Source organism: Pseudomonas sp. GM49 (genome assembly GCF_000282355.1).
GTDB lineage: Bacteria > Pseudomonadota > Gammaproteobacteria > Pseudomonadales > Pseudomonadaceae > Aquipseudomonas.
Genome location: NZ_AKJL01000303.1, coordinates 1 through 20,137 on the forward strand (window position 1 = coordinate 1; position 20,137 = coordinate 20,137).

The 20,137-nt window shown below is 58.7% G+C and carries 15 protein-coding genes; 10 read left to right on the plus strand and 5 right to left on the minus strand.

Annotated elements, in window-relative coordinates:
* Nucleotides 1-266: 266 nt before the first annotated feature.
* The 5 genes from PMI29_RS02930 to PMI29_RS02910 all read right to left on the minus strand — a co-directional run bounded on the left by PMI29_RS02930 (nt 267) and on the right by PMI29_RS02910 (nt 4,990).
* The gene (locus tag PMI29_RS02930) at nt 267-1,184 is read right to left on the minus strand and encodes a LysR family transcriptional regulator (protein WP_008003465.1); all 918 of its coding nucleotides are present in this window, start codon (nt 1,182-1,184) and stop codon (nt 267-269) included.
* Nucleotides 1,185-1,304: 120 nt separating this feature from the next.
* Entirely contained in the window at nt 1,305-2,171 is an 867-nt protein-coding gene (locus PMI29_RS02925) for an ABC transporter permease (RefSeq protein WP_008003468.1), read from the minus strand.
* 21 nt (nt 2,172-2,192) lie between these two features.
* The gene (locus tag PMI29_RS02920; protein ID WP_008003469.1) at nt 2,193-3,053 is read right to left on the minus strand and encodes an ABC transporter ATP-binding protein; all 861 of its coding nucleotides are present in this window, start codon (nt 3,051-3,053) and stop codon (nt 2,193-2,195) included.
* A 5-nt stretch (nt 3,054-3,058) separates the two neighbouring features.
* Nucleotides 3,059-4,084, minus strand: a complete 1,026-nt coding sequence (locus PMI29_RS02915; RefSeq protein ID WP_008003470.1) for an ABC transporter substrate-binding protein — start codon at nt 4,082-4,084, stop codon at nt 3,059-3,061.
* Between the two features lie 18 nt (nt 4,085-4,102).
* Nucleotides 4,103-4,990: a TauD/TfdA dioxygenase family protein gene (locus tag PMI29_RS02910; protein ID WP_008003471.1), complete on the minus strand. Its 888-nt coding sequence runs from the start codon at nt 4,988-4,990 to the stop codon at nt 4,103-4,105.
* 646 nt (nt 4,991-5,636) lie between these two features.
* Here PMI29_RS02910 and bcsE point away from each other — a divergent pair.
* The 10 genes from bcsE to PMI29_RS02865 all read left to right on the plus strand — a co-directional run bounded on the left by bcsE (nt 5,637) and on the right by PMI29_RS02865 (nt 19,983).
* Nucleotides 5,637-7,181 carry a cellulose biosynthesis protein BcsE gene (gene bcsE / locus PMI29_RS02905; protein WP_008003472.1) on the plus strand — a complete coding sequence of 515 codons (1,545 nt, stop codon included), beginning with the start codon at nt 5,637-5,639 and terminating at the stop codon, nt 7,179-7,181.
* A 56-nt stretch (nt 7,182-7,237) separates the two neighbouring features.
* Nucleotides 7,238-7,378 (plus strand): hypothetical protein, encoded by a 141-nt coding sequence (locus PMI29_RS31540; protein WP_238541700.1) that lies wholly within the window; start codon nt 7,238-7,240, stop codon nt 7,376-7,378.
* Nucleotides 7,365-9,008, plus strand: coding sequence for a cellulose biosynthesis protein BcsG (gene bcsG, locus PMI29_RS02900; RefSeq protein ID WP_008003475.1), 1,644 nt, complete (start codon nt 7,365-7,367; stop codon nt 9,006-9,008). Before PMI29_RS31540 ends, bcsG begins: the two co-directional genes overlap by 14 nt.
* Nucleotides 8,978-9,241, plus strand: a complete 264-nt coding sequence (gene bcsR, locus PMI29_RS02895; protein ID WP_008003476.1) for a cellulose biosynthesis protein BcsR — start codon at nt 8,978-8,980, stop codon at nt 9,239-9,241. The genes bcsG and bcsR overlap by 31 nt, the downstream gene beginning before the upstream one ends.
* On the plus strand, nt 9,238-9,957 hold the full coding sequence (gene bcsQ, locus PMI29_RS02890; protein WP_008003477.1) for a cellulose biosynthesis protein BcsQ: 720 nt from the start codon (nt 9,238-9,240) through the stop codon (nt 9,955-9,957). Before bcsR ends, bcsQ begins: the two co-directional genes overlap by 4 nt.
* On the plus strand, nt 9,954-12,548 hold the full coding sequence (gene bcsA / locus PMI29_RS02885) for a UDP-forming cellulose synthase catalytic subunit (RefSeq protein WP_008003478.1): 2,595 nt from the start codon (nt 9,954-9,956) through the stop codon (nt 12,546-12,548). The genes bcsQ and bcsA overlap by 4 nt, the downstream gene beginning before the upstream one ends.
* A complete protein-coding gene (bcsB, locus tag PMI29_RS02880; protein WP_008003480.1) occupies nt 12,545-14,845 on the plus strand; it encodes a cellulose biosynthesis cyclic di-GMP-binding regulatory protein BcsB in 2,301 nt (766 codons plus the stop codon). The genes bcsA and bcsB overlap by 4 nt, the downstream gene beginning before the upstream one ends.
* Nucleotides 14,835-15,959, plus strand: coding sequence for a cellulose synthase complex periplasmic endoglucanase BcsZ (bcsZ, locus tag PMI29_RS02875; protein WP_008003482.1), 1,125 nt, complete (start codon nt 14,835-14,837; stop codon nt 15,957-15,959). Before bcsB ends, bcsZ begins: the two co-directional genes overlap by 11 nt.
* A gap of 35 nt (nt 15,960-15,994) precedes the next feature.
* Nucleotides 15,995-19,504 carry a cellulose synthase complex outer membrane protein BcsC gene (bcsC, locus tag PMI29_RS02870; protein WP_033052728.1) on the plus strand — a complete coding sequence of 1,170 codons (3,510 nt, stop codon included), beginning with the start codon at nt 15,995-15,997 and terminating at the stop codon, nt 19,502-19,504.
* Between the two features lie 113 nt (nt 19,505-19,617).
* Nucleotides 19,618-19,983 (plus strand): hypothetical protein, encoded by a 366-nt coding sequence (locus PMI29_RS02865; RefSeq protein WP_008003484.1) that lies wholly within the window; start codon nt 19,618-19,620, stop codon nt 19,981-19,983.
* The last annotated feature ends 154 nt before the right edge of the window (nt 19,984-20,137 follow it).

Below are 20,137 nucleotides of genomic sequence, written 5' to 3' on the forward strand. Positions count from 1 at the left end.
GCCTGCCGTGCTGGCCGTAGCGGCAGGTGCCGTGACCGTAAGGGAAGTCATGTACTGCGAGCTCCGGCGTGGAAAGACCGAAGCATTCTAAAAAGCGTGATGCCTGACGGAAATCAACTTATTGGCAGGTTATAAGTGCGTCAGACGCAATGATACCCTCCTGTGGGAGCGAGCTTGCTCGCGATAGCGGCAGGTCAGCCAATAGAGATGTCGAGGCTGCCGGCCTCATCGCGAGCAAGCTCGCTCCCACAGGGGAACTGATCAGTTCATGGCTGTGCAGCCAGCCACGTTTCATCGCAGCAGGCTTTCAACGTTTCACGCAGCCAGCGGTGTGCCGGATCCTTGTCGAAGCGCGGATGCCAGGCCTGGGTCAGCATGAGGGTTGGCAACGGGACGGGCAGGTTGAACGAGCGCAGCTTCAATCCCAGCCGCCGCACACTCAGCAAGGCTTCCTTGGGCACCGGCAGAATCAGGTCGGAATCGGGCAAGGCAAACATCGCCGCATGAAAGCTTGGCGCGATCACCGCCACCCGCCGCTCCAGCCCCAGGGCATTGAGTGCGGTATCGATCGGCCCCCGGGCAATCCCGCGCCGGGACATGCTGATGTGGGAATAACCCGCATAGCGCTCCGCCGTGATCTCTTCGTCCAGCAGCGGATGATCCTCACGCACCAGGCCAACGAAGTGGGTGGAAAACAGGTTCTGGACCTTCACTTCCGGGGTCAATGGCCGGGTGTTGCTGACGCTCAGATCGATCCGTCCTTCGCGCAACGCTTCATCATCACCATCGCCTTCCGGGACGAAACGCAATTCGCAGTGCGGTGCCTGCCGGTCGAGGGTGTCGAACAGCTTGCCGCCGTAGACGCCGACAAAAAAGTCGTTGGCCCGAATACTGAAACGCCGCCGCAGCGAACTCAGCTCCACTGCATCGGCCGAACGAAACAGCAACCCGGCCTGATCCACCACACTGCGCACCTGCTCGCGCAACGCCAGCGCCTTGGGGGTCGGCACCAGGCCACGGCCGGCACGCACCAGGATCGGATCGCCAATGGCTTCGCGGATGCGCGTCAACGTCCGGCTCATGGCCGCCGGGCTAAGGTTCATCCGCCGCGCCGCGCCCACCACACTGCCCTCGTCGAGCAAGGCGTCGAGGGCGACTAGCAGGTTCATATCCGGAAATTGCATGGTGAGCACTCGTGCCTGATCTTTATTGATTCAGGCGCAATGCTAGCAAACTCCACTCAGCCATTGTGCAAGCGGACTGGCCCGCGAAGAGGCCAACGCGGACCTCACACTATCAGACATTCAACGCACCATCCCCCAGCGCCTCACCGTCACTCGCTCCAACGAATCAAACACCAGATTCTCCACCAGCAACCCAATCAGAATCACCACCGCCAACCCGGCAAACACCTTGTCCGTGTACAGCTCATTGCGATTCTGAAAGATGTACCAGCCCAACCCACCCTTGCCACTGGTTGCGCCAAACACCAACTCAGCAGCAATCAGCGTACGCCAGGCAAATGCCCAGCCGATCTTCAACCCGGCGAGGATCGATGGCAGCGCCGCCGGGATCAGGATGAACAACACGAAACGCATGCCCTTGAGGCCGTAGTTGCGCCCGGCCATGCGCAAGGTTTCCGAAACGCCGAGGAACCCGGCGTAGGTGTTCAGCGCCAAGGCCCAAAGCACCGAATGTACCAGCACGAAAATCAGGCTGTTCTGGCCTAATCCAAACCACAGCAGCGCCAGCGGCAGCAGGGCGATGGCCGGCAGCGGGTTGAACATCGAGGTCAGGGTACTGAGCAGGTCGCGACCGAATTGCGTCGACACTGCCAGCGTGGTCAGGGCGAATGCCAGGACGATGCCGACCAGGTAGCCCTTGAGCAGCACCACCAGGGAAATCCACACCTTGCCCAGCAATTCGCCGCTGAGCAGGCCGTCGTACAGCGCGTGAGCGGTTTGCACAAAGCCCGGCAGCAGCAGATCGTTGTTCTGATAGCGCGCAACGGCTTCCCAGAGCACTGCAAGCAATACCAGAATCAGGCTTTTACGCAACCAGCCCTGTTGCCACAGGCGTTGACCGAGCGGCAGCTCACGCTCCAGCGGCACGCTGGTCAGTGGCGGCAAAACCGTTTCGAACGCTTCACGCGGGGATGATAAATGGCTCATCGAGCCCTCCTCTCAACTGGCTCAATAAGCGATGCGGATGTCGGCAAAATCCAGCTCACGCTCGGTTTTCGCCGACTGACCTTCATCGAACAGCAAGCGATGAATGCGTCGCGCCGACTCCTGAAACGCCACGCCGCCGAGGCTGTGCAAATCGTATTGGTGGCTGTGCACTTCCGCCCGCACTCGCCCCGGATGCGGTGACAGCAACAGAATGCGGTTACCCACCACCAGCGCCTCTTCGATAGAGTGGGTGACGAACAGCAGCGTGAAACGCACCTCTTCCCATAGCAGCAGCAATTCTTCCTGCATCTTGCGCCGGGTCAGGGCGTCGAGGGCAGCGAAGGGTTCGTCCATCAGGAGGATTTTCGGCTGCATCGCCAGCGCCCGGGCGATGGCCACTCGAGCCTTCATGCCACCAGACAAGGTGTGCGGATAGGCATCGGCAAACGCCCTCAGGCCAACTTTTTCCAGATAGTGCAGCGCTCGCTCTTCAGCCTCCCTGCGTTTGAGGGTTTTCGAGGCCAGCAGTGGAAACATCACGTTCTGTTTGACGGTTTTCCACGGTGGCAGTTGATCGAACTCCTGGAACACCACGATCCGGTCAGGCCCCGGGGCATCGACGCGCTGACCTTGCAGACGAATCTCGCCCTCGACGGGCTGGATGAAGCCGGCGGCGGCCTTGAGTAATGTCGACTTGCCGCAACCGGACGGGCCGAGCAGGACAAAACGGTCCGCCGGATCCACTTCGAAACTGACTTGATGGGTCGCCCGCACCACGCGCTGCGGCGTGCGGTATTCCAGGCTGACGTTATCGACCGACAGCAGCGCCTGGGCTGCCGCGATCGGTTTGCTGACCGTGTGGCCTTGCAAAGGAGCGTTCATGGCGATCAGCTCCCTTGCAGCGGTTTGGCGTCCTGGAAGAAGTAATCCTTCCACGAATCCGGTTTGTTTTTGATCGCGCCGACGCGGTAGAGGAACTCGGCCAACGGGTAAGTATTTTTCGGCGTGACGCTGAATTCGAACTGCGGGTTATCGATGATTTTCAGCAACGCGGCGCGGTCGATTTTGGCCTTGGTAACACGGATGTAAGTGTCTGCCGCCGCGCCTTTGTCGTTCTGGGCAAACGTGGCCGCTTCGGTCAGCGCATCAATGAATGCCTTGTAGGTTTTCGGGTTCTCGTCGCGGAATTTCTCGGTGGCGAACAGCACCGTCGGCGAGTTCGGACCGAGCAGGTCATAGGTGTTCAGCACCACGTGCACATTGGGATTGGCCAGTTCCTGATCCTGGAACGGCGGGTTGGAGAAGTGCCCGCTCAACTCGGTGCCGCCAGCCACCAGCGCCGCTGTCGCGTCGGGATGCGGAACGGCGATGGTGTACTTGTCGAGGCGATTGAAGTCCTTGTCACCCCACTGTTTGGCCGCCGCGTATTGCAGGAAGCGCGACTGCACCGACACGCCCACCGCGGGCACCGCGATGCGGTCCTTCTCGGTGAAGTCGGCGATGGTTTTGACCTTGGGGTTATTGCTCACCAGGTAATACGGGAAGTTACCCAGGGAAGCCACAGCCTTGACGTTCTGTTTGCCATGGGTGCGATCCCAGATGGTCAAAAGCGGGCCAACACCGGCACCGGCAATGTCGATCGAACCCGACAGCAACGCATCGTTGACCGCCGCGCCGCCCGAGAGCTGGGTCCAGTCGACCTTGATGTCTATGCCTTCCTGCTTGCCGTATTTCTCGATCAGGTTCTGATCGCGCACCACATTGAGCAGCAAGTAAACGATGCCGAACTGCTCGGCGATGCGAATTTCACCTTCAGCATGAGCCACGGTCGGTGCCACTAGGCTGCCGGCGATCAGGCTGAAACCCAGGCCGATGGCCGCGGCCAGCGGTGCGAATGGAAGACGTTTGGACATGATCAGATCTCCGACAAATCAGAAAGGCGCATCGCCCTGGATGGTGGTGCGAAACAGCTTGCGGCGCAGATGGCTGGGGCATCCGGCGGCGAGGTGGATCAGTGAACGGTTGTCCCAGAACACCAGGTCATGGGGCTGCCATTGATGGCGGTAGATGTTTTGCGGCAGCACGCTGTGGGCATATAGCTCGGTCAGCAGTTGCTGGCTCTCGTCTTCCGGCAGGCCAACGATGCGGGTGGTGAAACCCTCGCTGACGAACAAGGCCTTGCGACCGTTTTCCGGGTGGGTACGCACGACCGGGTGAACGACTTCGGCGACCTGGGCCAGTTGCTCCGGCGTCAGGGTCGGGCGCCAGTTGCCTTCGAATTTTGTTTCGCTGTAACGCGCCGTGTAGGAGTGCGCCGCCGAGCGACCCTCCACCGCTTTGCGCAACGCGAGCGGCAGGTTGTCCCAGGCTTTGTGCATGTCGGCGAACAGTGTGTCGCCGCCCTCCGATGGCAGCTCCTGGGCGTGCAGCATCGAGCCCAGGCTCGGCAGTTGTTTGTAGGAGAGATCGGAATGCCAGAACTTGCCGGCGTCACCCAGGCCGACGTTCTGGCCGTTCTCGACGATGTTGGAAACGATGAGGATTTCCGGGTGCCCGGCCAGCAGGAATTGCTTGAGCACGTGGATCTGCAAGACGCCGAAACGGCGGCTGAAATCGATTTGCTGCTCTGGGGTAATGCGCTGGTCGCGGAACACCACCACGTGATGATCCAGATGCGCGCGGTGAATGCGGGCGAAGTCCTGATCATTGATCGGACTGGACAAATCGAGGCCGATGATCTCGGCGCCCACCGCACCGCTGAACGGACGGATTTCAAAGAATTGTGGCGCGATGGCTGGCGATGCTGAAACGGCTGACATAAATCACTCCCACGCACGGCACGCTCAAGGGCGCGCGCGTCGATCAGAAACTCACGGAGGTCCCGTGTTGGTTCGTGTCGTGCGGCGCGCCGATTGGTCGGCAGGTACGCAGGGGTGTGACTTTATAGGTATAAGAAGCGCAATTTAAATACCCTTATAGAATAATCATATGGCTTTTGTTGTCTGCTGCTTTAGACATTGCCATCCCTAAGAACGCCTTCCACAGGGGTGGGTATAAATCTGCTGGAGTGGGAATCCAAGTATGCACAGAATTCGCCAATTGGCTGACACACTGCATTCAACATGCTACGAGCCCTGATGACGACAAATGTTTAATTCGCCAAAAACATGACGGTATTTTGCCAATAATTCACTACCAACGCTATCAGTTACAAAATATTGACACAGGCACTTTGATATCCCATCATTTGCGCGCTGAAAATGGCCCATATTTTGATTGGCCCCATGACAGCTCTTTCCGGGTTAGTCGCCCGAGAGTGATTTTCATCATTTCATTGAGACCCGTGTCGAGGCGACAGCAACGCCTGGATACCTTTGTTTCTTAGTGAGCGGCCTTCAAATTTTGCCGATACTTAACCGTTCGGGCTGAGTTTTTGGTGCATTCGGACAGTTGGAGTAGAAGGCGTTGGGTCATGTCACGTTAGGCATCCGGCATCTGCAGGATGAGCAAATGTTGCTGCGCCAGGGGCGGTTATATTGGGTCACCCTCGACCGTGCAACCGATGCGGAAATTTTAGCTCGCCAGTTGTTATCAGGTTTGTCGCAAGAACATATTGCCACGTTGGTATGCAGCGGCACCGACCCTCAAGCTGTCGTCGAGTCTATGGCTGCTGATTGCGGGCCATCTGAGCTGCGCATGTTTGACATGCCTCACGATGCCTCTACCCGTCTTGCCTTCACAGTCCTGACCTCGGATTTACAGCGAACTAAAATCACGCGCGACAGCTATCTCGTGTTAATGCTGAATTCGGTCCATTTGGAAACGCTGGGCACTAATCAGTTACAACGCTGGTGTGAAAGTACCCGTCAATGGTTATTGAGCATTGACTGCACGTTGTTAGTACTTTGCAGCGGTCAGGCGCCCCTGTTGCACGAACGCCTGTCAAGTCTCAATGAGCAACTTTCCGGCTTGGCACAACTGTATCGCCAAGATGGTGCTATTCATTACCAACTGAACTTCTGGCACAGCCAACTGGGTGTTTGCGCTGCTCAAACCTTTGACCTGGAAACGACCGACAGTGGTTTTTCCTTGAGTGCTTCGCAGCTATCCAACCCCTCGCAAACCCGTACCGACGACCAGCGTATCTACCTGACCGAGCGTTCAGCTCTGGAAGGGACGGCGCCGTTGTCAGAGCAATGGCGCCTTTTCGAGCACCGCGTCGATCTGCTGCAGCAGGCTTCCCACGCGCGCGCAGCCTGCGTGATCGTGACGTTGGAAAGCAACCAGGATGTAGAGCCACTGGCTCGGCAATTACACAAGTTACGAGAGCAATGTGGTGCTGCCCTGAAGATCATCGTGCGGGAAATTGAAGCTTGCCTGCGCTACCGCGACGAGCGCCTGTTACTGACCTGCGGAGCCAACCTGATCGTTCCGGCCAAGACCACGCTGGCGAACTTCCTGAGCATGGTGGAAAGCGCCCAAGGCCAGATCTGGCGCCATCGTCAGACAGCTGATATCCAGTCGTTGTTTGCACGACTGCGTCCTCCTGCACGGCGCGGGATATTGCCCCCAAGTGAATTTATTGACCTGCTTGATGAGGTCTACAGCGGTGCTTCGGGCGAGCTTGCTCATCAATTATTGCGATTACGCCCACGGGGCGATCTGAACATCGACCAGTACTTGAGCCAGATCACCTTGCGTCGCTTCGGCGATGTCGCATGCGTTCTTGATGGCGTGTTTTATCTTTTCCTGTTCGCTTGCCGCGCCGACGGGCTGGAACCAGCGCTGGGAAACATCTGCCGTTTGCCATGGCGGGATATTTTCAGCGATTGCGAGGTGCTTTCCGGTGCGGACGTACTGCCGCGTCAGGATTTCATCGACGCCCCCCAGGATCTTGAACTTTCACGTCTGGCCACCGGGCAGGCAACCGCTGATTTGGCACGCGCCATCAGCCAAAGCGGCTACGCGCCACAACGCATTACGCTGCCGCTGTCGGAGCCTTGTTCATGAATTACACCCAATTGCTACAGGTCATCGCGGCAAGTTGCCTCATGACTGTAGCGTCAATGCTTGTGCTGCGCAGTCTCTTGCAGCGCATCAATCGCGGGCTTCAACGATATATGCCACCCCGTTATCTGCAGTCGCGGGGTGTGCGTCGGCGCAAACCTGTAGCGCCCGTTGTGAGAGATGTACATGAACAGTCCTGAGCGATTCGAGGTAAACCCGACAGCAACGCAAAGCGCCTGGACCTGGCCAGGTCTGGGATTGTGGAATCTTTATTTCCTCATCAAGTTGGCGCTGCTGTGGAGCGGTCATCTGAACTTGCAGATCTTGCCGAACCTGGTTTTCGCCGCTGTATTGCTTGTGCCGCTTCGCAATCGATACTTGTCGCTGCTGCGCACGTTGATCGCCATACCGTTGAGTGTGGCGCTGTTCTATCAGGACACTTGGCTGCCGCCGTTCAGTCGGTTGCTGGACCAGCCTGGCGTACTGAATTTCACCGGGGATTATCTGCTTGACCTGGCCGGTCGTTTCATTGACCCGCACCTTTGCGGCGCATTGCTGCTGTTGGTGGTGGCGTATTTCTTCGTGCGCCAGTGGCTGCGCCTGACCACTTTGACGCTGGCCGGTTTCGCCTGGCTCGGCGGAGCAGGGCTTATGGCAATGCATACCCCTGCTCAACAAAGCACGACGCAGGCGGCCGTATCCGCAGGTACGCCGATTGTTAGCGCGGAGCCGGACAGCCCGACGCTTGACGCTTACCTGCAAAATTTCTACAGCACCGAGGCCGGTCGGCAAGTGGTATTCCAACCGTCGCAATCGGCTGCTCAACCGTTCGACCTGCTGCTCATCAATATCTGTTCAATGGCATGGGACGATCTGGACGCCGTTGGTTTGCATGACAACAGCCTGTTGCAGCAGATGGATGTGGTGTTCGAAAACTTCAATTCGGCGACTTCTTACAGCGGGCCGGCTGCCATTCGGTTGCTGCGCGCAAGTTGCGGCCAGCAGTCGCACAGCAAGCTTTACGACGTGGCACCCGAGCAATGCCTGCTGATGGATGATCTGCGCAAACTGGGCTTCAACAGCGAAGTCATGCTGAACCATACGGGTAAGTTCGAAGGATTTATCGACGAAGTTCGTGCCCAGGGATCGTTGCCGGCGCCGGAGGTCAATATCACCAATCTGCCGCGCGCCCTGGTGGCTTTCGATGGTTCGCCGATCTGGCGTGATCGTGAGGTCCTGGACAAGTGGTGGCAGCATCGCGAGGGGCAGAACGATTCAAGGGTGGCGTTGTTCTACAACACCACGACGTTGCATGACGGCAACCGCGCCCTGACCCTCGATGGCGGCACGAAGAGCGCCGATTACAAGGCGCGCGCCCAAACAATGATCGATGACCTGAGCGCGTTCCTCAAAGAGTTGGAGAAGAGTGGACGCCGCGTGGCGGTGGTGATCGTGCCTGAGCATGGCGCTGCCTTGCACGGTGACCGCATGCAGATTTCCGGCATGCGGGAAATCCCGAGCCCGTCAATTACCCATGTGCCGGTCGGCATCAAGTTGGTAGGCATGGGCAAGAATCCGCGATCGGAGCCGATTCTCGTCAAAGGGCCGAGCAGTTATCTGGCCCTGTCGGAAATCATGTCTCGCTTGTACGCCGTGCCAGCGCAAGGTGAAGGGTTGGGTCCGGACTGGCAGGCACTGCTGGCCAATCTGCCGCAAACACCTGCGGTCTCGGAAAACGCTGGAACCGTTGTCCTCGACTACGCCGGCAAGCCTTATGTACGGATCAAGGAGAATGGAACATGGCTTCCTTACCCGCAAAAATTCAACTGAAAAACCAGGCGCCCTCGCGCAACGAGCGGGCCGATGATATCGCCCGGCTTAAAGTCGAACTGCGCCTGCCGAGCTTGGAATACGTCGATGTTTCGGCGCAGCTTGAATTGAGCCGGGCGCTCAAACGCTGGCCGTTGCTGGCTGATTTCCCTATCACTGACGACCGTGGCGACCAAGTGCCTTTGCCGGTTGTCCAGCCAGTGCGACAGGGCAAGTTCGGAGCGCGTAAGTGACATCGCTGAGTATGCGCGGGGTACGTGGGGGTGTTGGCACCACTTCGTTGATGGCGGCGCTCGGTTATGCCTTGGAAAGCCTCGGTGAGCGGGTATTGCTGATCGACATGTCCCCGGAAAATCTACTGTCACTTCATTTCAATCTGCGCGATTCCGGGAAATCGGGTTGGGCGCGAGCGATGCTCGATGACCAGGACTGGTACAAGCAGGCCTGGGGCCTGACGCCGACTCTCCACATCTTGCCTTATGGTCGCCTGAGTGCCCAAGAGTCCATGAGTATCGAGCAGCAACTGATCCATGACCCGCAGATATGGGCACGGCGTCAGGCGAGCCTGGCGGCCAACTATGACTGGCTGCTGTTCGATCTGCCACAGCGCTTGCCGGGGCACGCGGCCATTGGTCCTTGCCTGCTCCCGATCCAGGTGGCCGAGGCAGATGCGGCTTGTCATGTGCTGCTGTTGCAGCAGGCGGGCAGCAATCCCGTGCTGGTGAACCGCTACGATCCGGGCAGCCAGCTGCAACGCGATTTGCTGCTCATCTGGCGACAATACTATGCGACTCGTCTCTTGCCGCTGACGGTGCACGCCGATGAGGCTATGCGCGAAGCATTGGCATTCAAGCAGCCAGTAGGACAATACGCGCCGGAAAGCCTTGCGGCGCAAGATGCGTTGAGTCTGGCGACCTGGTGCCTGGCACGACGCCGAGAGATGGCATGATCGAGCACTGCTTCCCTTACCTGAAACTGCGTCGTCGTTACGACTGCCACCCACTGACCGCTTTATGGCTGGCCTCATTCACCGCCATGGCGTGGTTGTTCTTGCGGCTGGAGTCGCCGGTCTGGCAGCGCCTCAGAGAGGAACGCCAACGCTGGTATCCGCACTTGGCCGGCAAGGCGCCAAGTGTTGGAGACCCTTTGCGTATTGCCCTGCAAAGCTTGTGGTTGCTGGTATTCCGCCCCTGGCCGCAAGCCCGACGGCGCACTGCACCGCAATGGGCGCGCCGTGTAGGTCAGTCGAACCAGCGGTTGTGGAGTCGCATTGGTGCGTTTCTCACTGAGCTGCCGCGGCACGCCAGTGAGAGCAAGGCCATGCATGAAGGCGCCCGGTGGCGGCGCAACCTTGATACTCGGCAAAAACATTGGCTTGACTTTACCTGCGCTGCAGTCGGGTTAGTCTTGGTGGTGGTGTGTATCACCCAGCCCTTCAACTACGTATCGCAGTTGGTTTATGTGATTTTGCTGTGGGCCGTAGCGATGGTGATTCGGCGCATGCCCGGCCGGTTTCCGACGCTGCTGCTGATCATGCTGTCGATCATCGTTTCCTGCCGTTACCTGTGGTGGCGCTATACCGCGACCCTGAACTGGGACAGTCCGCTGGATCTGGCCTGCGGGGTATTGTTACTGATTGCCGAAACGTACTCCTGGCTGGTGCTGTTGCTGGGTTATATCCAGACCTGCTGGCCGTTGAACCGCCCGCCTGCACAACTTCCTCGCGATACACGACTGTGGCCTACGGTCGATCTGTTGATTCCGACGTACAACGAGGACTTGTCCATTGTGCGCAGCACTGTATATGCCGCCCTCGGTATCGACTGGCCTCACGACAAGTTGCGCATTTCGATACTTGACGATGGCAAGCGCGAAGAATTTCGCTTGTTTGCCGAACAGGCCGGCGTGAATTACATCACTCGTAACGACAATAAACATGCCAAGGCCGGCAATCTCAATCAGGCGCTGAAGCAGCTTGATGGCGAGTTGGTGGCAATTTTCGACTGCGATCACGTGCCGGTGCGTTCATTCTTGCAACTCACGGTGGGCTGGTTCCTGCGCGACCCCAAGCTGGCGCTGGTGCAAACACCGCATCACTTCCTGTCGCCGGATCCTTTTGAACGCAACCTCGACACCTTCCGGCAACGGCCCAATGAGGGCGAGTTGTTCTACGGTTTGGTACAGGATGGCAACGATATGTGGAATGCCGCGTTTTTCTGCGGCTCCTGCGCAGTGTTGCGGCGTTCGGCAATTGATGAAATCGGTGGCTTCGCCGTGGAAACCGTCACCGAAGACGCCCATACCGCGCTGCGCCTGCACCGAAAGGGCTGGAACTCGGCTTATGTGCGCATTCCCCAGGCAGCAGGGCTGGCCACTGAAAGCCTGTCGGCACACATCGGTCAGCGGATTCGTTGGGCGCGGGGCATGGCGCAGATTTTCCGCACTGACAACCCGTTGCTGGGCAAAGGCCTGACGATCTTTCAACGTATTTGCTACGCCAACGCCATGCTGCATTTTCTGGCGGGCCTGCCGCGTCTGGTATTCCTTACCGCGCCTTTAGCGTTCCTGCTGATGCACGCCTACATCATCTATGCGCCGGCCTTGATGATCATGCTGTATGTGATTCCGCATATGGTTCACGCCAGCCTGACCAACTCACGCATGCAGGGAGAGCACCGCTTGACGTTCTGGGGAGAGGTCTATGAAACGGTACTTGCCTGGTACATCGCGCGGCCAACCACCGTTGCGCTGTTCAATCCCAAAAAAGGTAAATTCAACGTGACCGCCAAAGGCGGCTTGATGACGGAGGACCAGTTCGACTGGGGTATCGCCAGGCCGTATCTGGTTTTGGCGGTGCTGAACATAGCCGGCCTGTTTTTTGCGGTATGGCGTTTGTTTTACGGGCCGGCCAATGAAATCGGTACCACGTTGGTCAGCAGTCTGTGGGTCATTTACAACCTGCTGATCGTGGGCGCTGCCGTGGCAATTGCCGCTGAAGTACGTCAGGTGCGCGAGACCCACCGTGTGCAGGCCAAATTGCCGGCGGCGATACGTCTGCAAAACGGGCGCTTCTATCCCTGCCTGCTGGTGGATTACTCCGACGGTGGTACCGGCGTCCAACTGGACGTTGAGCTTTCCCTGCCAATCGGCGAGCGGGTTTTCCTGATGATGCAGCGTGGAGAACGGGAATTCCTATTCTCGGGCATCGTCAGCCGCAGCCATAAAAACTTTATTGGCATCGCGCTTAATGAGCTGACTGCGCAACAGAAAATCGATTACGTGCAATGCACTTTTTCCCGGGCCGACGCCTGGTTGAACTGGAATGAAGACTTCGCTCCAGACCGGCCGCTGCACAGTTTCATCGATGTGCTGCGTCTTGGCGCCACCGGCTATTACCGCCTGTATCAATACTTGCCCGCCTGGACACGAACCCTGACCCGACCGTTCGTGCGTTTGCTCGCCTGGCTGATCAGCTATGTGCCGCGCTTCGCCAAAGCGTCCCCTCTTTCTCCAACTTCTCGATCGGAATGCGCACCATGAGTCGCTATTTCACTTTCACGCTGGCAAGCCTGCTGTCGCTGGCAATGAGTTGCGCCCACGCGCAGCCCGTCAAAGAGCAAACTTCCAAGGTGCAGCCACCGGCGCCAGTGTCAGTACCGGAAACCGTCACCAACGTGCCGAGCTGGGATGTGTCGCGTAATTTCACAGAGCTGGGACGGGTGGCTGACAGCCTGTTGCTAGGCACGCATAACACCGATCAGTTGGAATTCACCATGCGGCGCGATCGCATCGCCAACGATGCGAAGCTACAACTTGTGTACACGCCATCGCCGGCGCTCCTGCCAACGCTGTCGCACCTGCGGGTCTACCTTAATGACGTGTTGATGAGCGTGATCCCCATCGACAAGGAGCAATTGGGTAAAAAGACTGTTCGCCAGGTTGATCTTGATCCGCGTCTGATCAGCGACTTCAACCGTATACGGTTGGAGTTTGTCGGCCATTACACCGACATTTGCGAAGAGCCTTCCAATAGCGCGCTGTGGGTCAATATCAGCCGGGCCAGCCTGGTATCCCTGAAAGAGCAGGCGTTGATCGTGCAGAACGATCTGGCCTATTTCCCGATGCCTTTTTACGATGCGCGCGACTATGACAAGCCGGTTCTGAACATGGTTTTCGCGGCTTCGCCGACGCTTGGCGAACAGCGCGCGGCGGGTATTCTCGCCTCGTACTTCGGCAGCCTGGCTGCGTGGCGCGGCACGGAATTCCCGGTGCTGTTCGATCAACTGCCCACAGCGACAGCCGCTACGCCAGTTACCGCGTCCATTGTGTTCGCCACCAACAATCATCGCCCGGCATTCCTGGCCGACATGAAGCAGTTCCCGCCGGTTGAGGCGCCTGTGGTGCAGATGATCGACAACCCGACTGACCGCTACAGCAAGGTGTTGCTGGTGCTGGGCCGGGACGAGGCCGACCTGGCCGCCGCCGCGCAAGCGTTGGTATTGGGTGGTGATCTGTTTCGAGGTGAGCGGGTTGTCATCGACAAGGTGCAGCAGATTCAGCCGCGCCAACCCTATGACGCGCCGAACTGGATGCGTACCGATCGGGCCGTTCGGTTCTCCGAGCTGATCAAGTACCCCGAGCAGTTGCGTACCAGCGGCGTGCAGCCACTGCCAATCAGCCTGGATATCAACTTGCCGCCGGATCTGTTTGTCTGGCGCAACCAGGGCATTCCGCTGCAAACCAAATATCGCTACACGCCATCGGCGACCAATGACGGTTCGCGCCTGAACATCAGCCTCAACAATCAGTTCATCACCAGCCTGCCGCTGCTGGCCAACACCAATGACCGACTGGAAGAATTGCGCCTTGCGGTGTTGTCCAGCGAGTCGGCGAACACCAATGAAAACCTGTCGGTCCCGGCGCTGAAAATTGGCGACCGCAACAACCTGCGGTTCAATTTCAGCTTCGCCACGACGACCAGCAGTTCCCAGCGCGATCGCTGCCAGACTTCTTTAGTAGTGGACACTCAAGCAGTTATCGACGATCAGTCGACCATTGATATGTCGGGCTATCACCATTTCATCGCGATGCCTGACCTGGCGGCGTTCGCCCGCAGCGGTTTTCCTTTCAGCCGCATGGCCGATCTTTCCGAGACCGTGGTCATCGTGCCGCCGCAGCCGAGTGCCTTGCAGCTGAGTACGTACCTTGAAGCGGTAGCCGGAATTTCGGCTCGCTCGGGTCTGCCCGCCATAAACCTGACCTTGAGCGATAACTGGGACGAGGTATCGAAGCGCGATGCAGACCTGCTGATCCTCGGATCTTTACCGACTGACATCCACGATAACCGCGACATGAATCTGCTCCTGGACAGCTCCCGAAACGGGTTGTTGAAAGCGAACATGCAGGGGCCTGGCTCGTCGCAAAACAAGGACGCGGGCAAACCTGCAGCCAGTCGTGTCGAGGTCTCGGCCACCGGTCCCATTGCAGCAATCGTCGGCATGCAGTCGCCTTCCCATGAACAGCGCAGCATCGTGGCCTTGCTGGCCACTGAAGATTCCGGCTACCAGTTATTGCGCGAGACGCTCAATGACAGCGGCAAGCTCGATGCAGTGGCTGGCTCTGTGGTGTTGATTCGCAGCAGTGGCGTTCAAGGTCAGATGGTCGGCGATCACTACTACGTCGGCAGCCTGCCATGGTGGTTGCTGCTCTGGTTCAAGTTGTCCGAACACCCGATCCTGCTGGCAGTCATGGCGGTGTCTGGCGTACTGCTCAGTGCATTCCTGACTTGGCGCATCCTGCAATGGGCGGCTCGTCGTCGTCTGGCTTATGAAGAATAAGTCGGCCCGGTCACGGCTCCTTGCGGCGTTCTTGCCACTGCTGGCATTGCCTGCGCAGGGAGCGAGCCAATGTGTATGGCCGGCCTGGGAAAATTTCAAACAGCACCTGATCAGTGATGATGGACGGGTAATAGACGCGTCCTCCCCACAGCAGATAACGACGTCTGAAGGGCAGAGCTACGGGCTGTTTTTCGCGCTGGTGGCCAACGATCGAAAAAGCTTCGATCGGCTGTTGACCTGGACCCGCAACAATCTGGCGGACGGCGATCTGGGCGCTCATCTGCCAGCCTGGCAATGGGGGCGCGACAAGGATGGTCAATGGGGCGTGCTCGACGGCAATAACGCCAGCGACGCCGACCTGTGGATCGCCTATAGCCTGCTGGAAGCCGGTCGTCTGTGGCGCAGGCCGGATTACCTGGCGCTGGGTAATCACCTGCTATGGCGCAGCGCCGCACAAACGCTGCGCAAGCTGCCGGGTCTTGGCCTTATGTTGCTGCCAGGGGATGTTGGTTTCGAATCCAGCCAAGGCTGGCGCCTGAACCTCAGTTATCTGCCGCCGCAACTGTTGACCCGATTTGCTCTCATAGCACCGGTTTGGACCGAAGTAGCGCAAAACTCCCGGCGCGCGCTGATCGAAGGTTCCCCCAAAGGCTTTGCACCCGACTGGCTGATGTGGCAGGCCGGACAGGGTTTCTCATCCGACGCGAAAGGCTCGGACGGTAGCTATGACGCGATTCGTGTCTATCTGTGGGTCGGCATGCTGGCGGCTGATGCCCCCGAGCGCACCGTTTTGCTCAATCACTTCAAACCCATGATTGAAGCGACCGCGCGCCTGAGATACGTGCCGGAACACGTTGATTCCGCCACTGGCGAGAGCATGGGCGCAGGCCCGGTCGGGTTCTCGGCAGCACTCTTACCGTTATTGGCCAGCGATGCGTCGGCTGCTGCCGCACTGTCTGCGCAACGTGAACACCTGCGTCAATCTGCGCCATTGGCCGATGCCTATTACAACCAATCGCTGGTGATGTTTGGCCAGGGTTGGGACGAACACCGCTATCGGTTTGACAAGGATGGGCGGCTGCAACCGAACTGGACGAGTCCATGCACGCACTGAATCGAGCCCCCCGAATTGGCGCCTTCAAGATTTTAATGTTGCGCTCCACACTGTTGCTGTCCTGCTTGAGCGGTGCCACGCTCGCAGCGACTGTTCCTGTTACTCAACAAGAGCAACAGCAATGGCTGCTGCAACAAATGCGTATCGGTGAGGCCTTGCAGCGCGAAGATCTGGTCCGCGACTCTTTGGCACGACTGAGACTGATCGCCCCCGACGATCCCCAGGTTCTGGTGGGCGACATTCGTCAGGCGTTGGCTGACAAGACTCAGCCGCAGAACAGTGCCTGGATCGAGCAGCGATTGACGCGCCTGCGCCAACTGGCGCCGGACTCTGCGCAATTGCGCCAGGCTCAAGCACTTATCAAAATGCACAGCCCGGACGGCGTGCGCCAATTGCAGCAGGCACGGTTACTGGCTGCTGCCGGGCGCTTTGACGAGGCCAGTGAGGCCTTCGAAAAGATGTTCGCAAAAGAGCCACCGGACCTCGCGTCGGCTCTGGAATACTGGAACGCGCGCAGTCGCATCAGCGGCCAGCGTGCAGCTGTGATTGGTCATGTGCAGGCCCTGGACCGGGATTATCCAGGCAATGCCGCCTTACGCCAGATGCTGGTCGGGCTATTGTTTGCCGAAGATCGCAACGACGAAGCCCTGACCGTGCTGCATCAATTGGCGGCGGACCCTATCGCCAGTACCAATGCCGCCGAACGGGAATACAACTACCTGATCACGCTGCCAGTTGGCTCGCAGACGGCGCAGGCGTGGCAGGCATTCATTCGCTATTACCCGTATTCGCCGCGGGCTAAAGAAGCGACGAAGCAGCTGGCGATGCAACAAGGCCTGTTGGCCGATCCTGCCTGGCAGGCCGGCGTCAAAGCCAAGCGCATGCTTGAGCAAGACAATGCCGAGCAGAGTGCGGCTGCCGAGAGCTTGTTGCGCAAGGCCTTGAAGGCTTATCCGCAAGACGCGAGCCTTTATGGCGCATTGGGTACGGCGTTAATGCGCCAAAGCAAATACTCGGCGGCGCATGAGGCTTTTTCCACGGCGTTGAGCAAAGAACAAGACACTGCTTACATTAGCAAATGGCAGGATCTACAGGCCGTTACTCGCAACTGGATGATCCTGCAACAAGGTGACGAAGCCCTGCAGCGCAAGGACTACGTGGCTGCACGCAAGGCCTATCAGCAATCGCGAACCCTCAAGCCTGACTCCGCCGACCCATTGATCGGCCTCGCCAATGTCGCCATGGCCGAGTCCGATGAAATCGCGGCTGAAGCGCTGCTGTTGCAGGCGCGCAAGGTCGAACCAGGCAATGGCAGCGTGGTGCGTGCCCTGATGCGGCTGTATCGGGGTCAGTCCATCGAGCGTGCCGAGGCCTTCCTCAATACCTTGCCGGCTACAAACCAGAAGGAGTTTGTCAGCCTGCGCCGGAGCATTGAACTTGAGCGGCTGAACCTGCAAGCGGACCTCGCCAGTCAGCATTCGGACTGGGCTCAGTTGGCGTCGCTGCTGAAGAAAATCCGCCAGTTGGAACCCGATAATCCATGGCTGACCTATCGCCTGGCCGCCGCCGAAGTTGCCATGGGCCAACCGCGAGAGGCTGACAAAGCGTTCAGTGAATTGCTTGCCCTGCAAGGCCGCAATCCCGAGGCTCGTTACGCTCATGGTCTGTACCTGGCCAATGAGAACCGCGACAGCGAAGTGTTGGCCACCCTTGGACAAATTCCGGTCGCCGACTGGACCGAAAACATGCGTGAGCTGGACACCCGGATCAAACGTCGGCAGTTGATGACTCAGGTCGAACAACTGCGAGACGCCGGGCACGAGTCTCAGGCCATTACCCTGTTGCTGCGTAATCCAACCGTCGATGATTTTGGCACCCTCGCCGACTGGGCCGCGCAACGTGAAGACTATGCCGGGGCCGAGACCTACTATCGCAAGGTGCTCAGCGTACAGCCACAAAATGCCGAGGCACAGCTGGGCTTGATCGAAGCGCAGATTGCGACCGGGCACATTGATCAGGCCCGTGCCGGCCTGGATCGAATTGTCGTGGCCCCTGCTGCTCCCGCATCCTGGCAACGACGGTTCTTCAATGCCTGGTCTGCCGTGGGCGAAAAAGATAAAGCCAGTGCGATGTTCGCCAATCTGCTGAAAACGCCGCAGACCGACCCACTGATCTATCGCGATGCAGCGCGTCTTATGGCAAAGGATCAGCCGCAACTGGCACTGGATAATTACGCCCGCAGCATGGCCGCGGCTGGTTTGATTTCACCTGCCCAGGCCAATCCCCGCGACAACGTAGCGATGACTGAGGCCAGCCGCGCCAAGGACAGCGATGATTGGCTGCCGCGCAGCCTGCGCAGCGACGTCGACGAGCTTTATCAACAGCAGAACCCGACCGTCAATCTTTACCATGACTACGCCTGGCGCAATGACAACACGGCACCGGGGATTTCCGACCTGACGACGCAGCTGACCATTGTGCGTATCGACTCGCCGTTCGCCCAAGGCCAGGGTTTCGTTCAGGCCGAACAGGTAGACCTTGATGCCAGCAACTTCGACACTGACGCGGATGGTTTGCACCGCGAACAGTTCGGCACCTGCGCCGTCCAGCTCCGCGACCGCGCCACGGGTGCGCTGGTACCCAATGGCTGCCGCAGCACCTCGCAAAGCACTAGCGGTCCAAGCCTGGCCGTGGGCTGGAAGAACGCTCAGTGGGCACTGGACCTGGGCCATTCGCCGCAAGGTTTCGAAGTGGGTAACTGGCTCGGTGGCGTCGCTTACAGCAGTGACTGGAAGTCCATTGGCTGGACGTTGACCGCCTCACGTCGCCCCATGACCAACTCGGTAGTGTCGTACGCCGGTGCCGTGGACCCACAGACCGGTATACGCTGGGGTGGCGTCACCAGCAACGGGTTAACCTTGAGCCTGAGCCATGATGAAGGTGGCGTTGACGGTGTGTGGGCCAGTTTCGGCAGCCATTGGCTGCGCGGCAAGAACGTGGTCGACAACCAACGCCTCTCGGCCATGACCGGTTACTACTACAGACTGATGGATCGTGCCGACGAGCGTATGCGTACCGGCTTGACCCTCATGTATTGGGGCTACGACAAGGACTTGAGCGAGTACACCTTTGGCCAGGGCGGTTATTACAGCCCGCAACAGTATTACTCGATTGGCGTTCCATTCAGCTATGCCTGGCGCAATGCCAATTGGTCGGCACAGCTGGAAAGCTCGGTAGGCTGGTCATACTCAAAAACCGACAGTAGCAACTTGTATCCGCTGGGCGGCCCGGCGGGGTTTGAAATCATTCCCGACACCGCCCTGACCAACGGAAGCAGCAGCACTGGCGCCAGCATTCGCCTGCAAGCGCTGGTCGAACGACGCCTGACGAATCACATGGTTGTGGGCTCGGGAATCACCCTGCAACACAGCGAAGGCTACGCCCCTAGCCGCGCTATGCTGTACCTGCGTTACACCTTCGATGAATGGCAAGGCAATCTCCCTATGCCGATCGAACCGGTAACACCCTATGCAGATATGCGGTGACGGCGGGGGATGTGTGCTTGATTTGTGCGCAGGATATGAAGCACACCCTCTACCGGCGCGATGTTGACTATGCTGCTGACAGCATGACGCCGTTCACTTTTGAGGGATGCTTGATGTTCTACGTGCAACGCAGTACAGACGGCCAACTGATGCGCGTCGAAGCCGAAGCCTACGCCGAATCCACGGAAACGCTGCCGGCCGACCACCCTGACCTCCAGGCCTGGTTCGCCAATGAAGTCATGGCCACCAGCCTCAAACAGCTCAAGCAGATTAAACAACTCAAGCAACTGCGGCAGAGCGACCTGGAAATGATCCGGGTACTCGACGACTTGATCGAGGTGCTGATCAGCAAAGGCGTCATCCTCGTCACCGACTTGCCAGCCCCTGCACAAGCCAAGCTCATGGATCGGACCCAGGCCCGGGAGGCGTTGGGCGGGTTGAGTCATTTGGTTGATGATGATGAGGAGGGGTTTATTTAAGCCTTTGGCTCTTCAGCGCCTGTACTGACGCCTTCGCGAGCAGGCTCGCTCCCACAGTTGACTGGTGGCGGTTGCTGGATTTGTATTCAACACCGATCCATTGTGGGAGCGAGCCTGAACTGGCCTAATGATTTTGGACACTTCAATCGGGCGC

Coding starts and splice junctions, on each gene's coding strand:
- PMI29_RS02925 (WP_008003468.1), bottom strand. CDS start 2,171: ATGAGCCATTTATCATCCCCGCGTGAAGCGTTCGAAACGGTTTTGCCG.
- bcsG (WP_008003475.1), top strand. CDS start 7,365: ATGAACAGTCCTGAGCGATTCGAGGTAAACCCGACAGCAACGCAAAGC.
- PMI29_RS02865 (WP_008003484.1), top strand. CDS start 19,618: ATGTTCTACGTGCAACGCAGTACAGACGGCCAACTGATGCGCGTCGAA.
- bcsZ (WP_008003482.1), top strand. CDS start 14,835: ATGAAGAATAAGTCGGCCCGGTCACGGCTCCTTGCGGCGTTCTTGCCA.
- bcsC (WP_033052728.1), top strand. CDS start 15,995: ATGTTGCGCTCCACACTGTTGCTGTCCTGCTTGAGCGGTGCCACGCTC.
- bcsR (WP_008003476.1), top strand. CDS start 8,978: ATGGCTTCCTTACCCGCAAAAATTCAACTGAAAAACCAGGCGCCCTCG.
- PMI29_RS02920 (WP_008003469.1), bottom strand. CDS start 3,053: ATGAACGCTCCTTTGCAAGGCCACACGGTCAGCAAACCGATCGCGGCA.
- PMI29_RS02915 (WP_008003470.1), bottom strand. CDS start 4,084: ATGTCCAAACGTCTTCCATTCGCACCGCTGGCCGCGGCCATCGGCCTG.
- PMI29_RS02930 (WP_008003465.1), bottom strand. CDS start 1,184: ATGCAATTTCCGGATATGAACCTGCTAGTCGCCCTCGACGCCTTGCTC.
- PMI29_RS02910 (WP_008003471.1), bottom strand. CDS start 4,990: ATGTCAGCCGTTTCAGCATCGCCAGCCATCGCGCCACAATTCTTTGAA.
- PMI29_RS31540 (WP_238541700.1), top strand. CDS start 7,238: ATGCTTGTGCTGCGCAGTCTCTTGCAGCGCATCAATCGCGGGCTTCAA.
- bcsA (WP_008003478.1), top strand. CDS start 9,954: ATGATCGAGCACTGCTTCCCTTACCTGAAACTGCGTCGTCGTTACGAC.
- bcsB (WP_008003480.1), top strand. CDS start 12,545: ATGAGTCGCTATTTCACTTTCACGCTGGCAAGCCTGCTGTCGCTGGCA.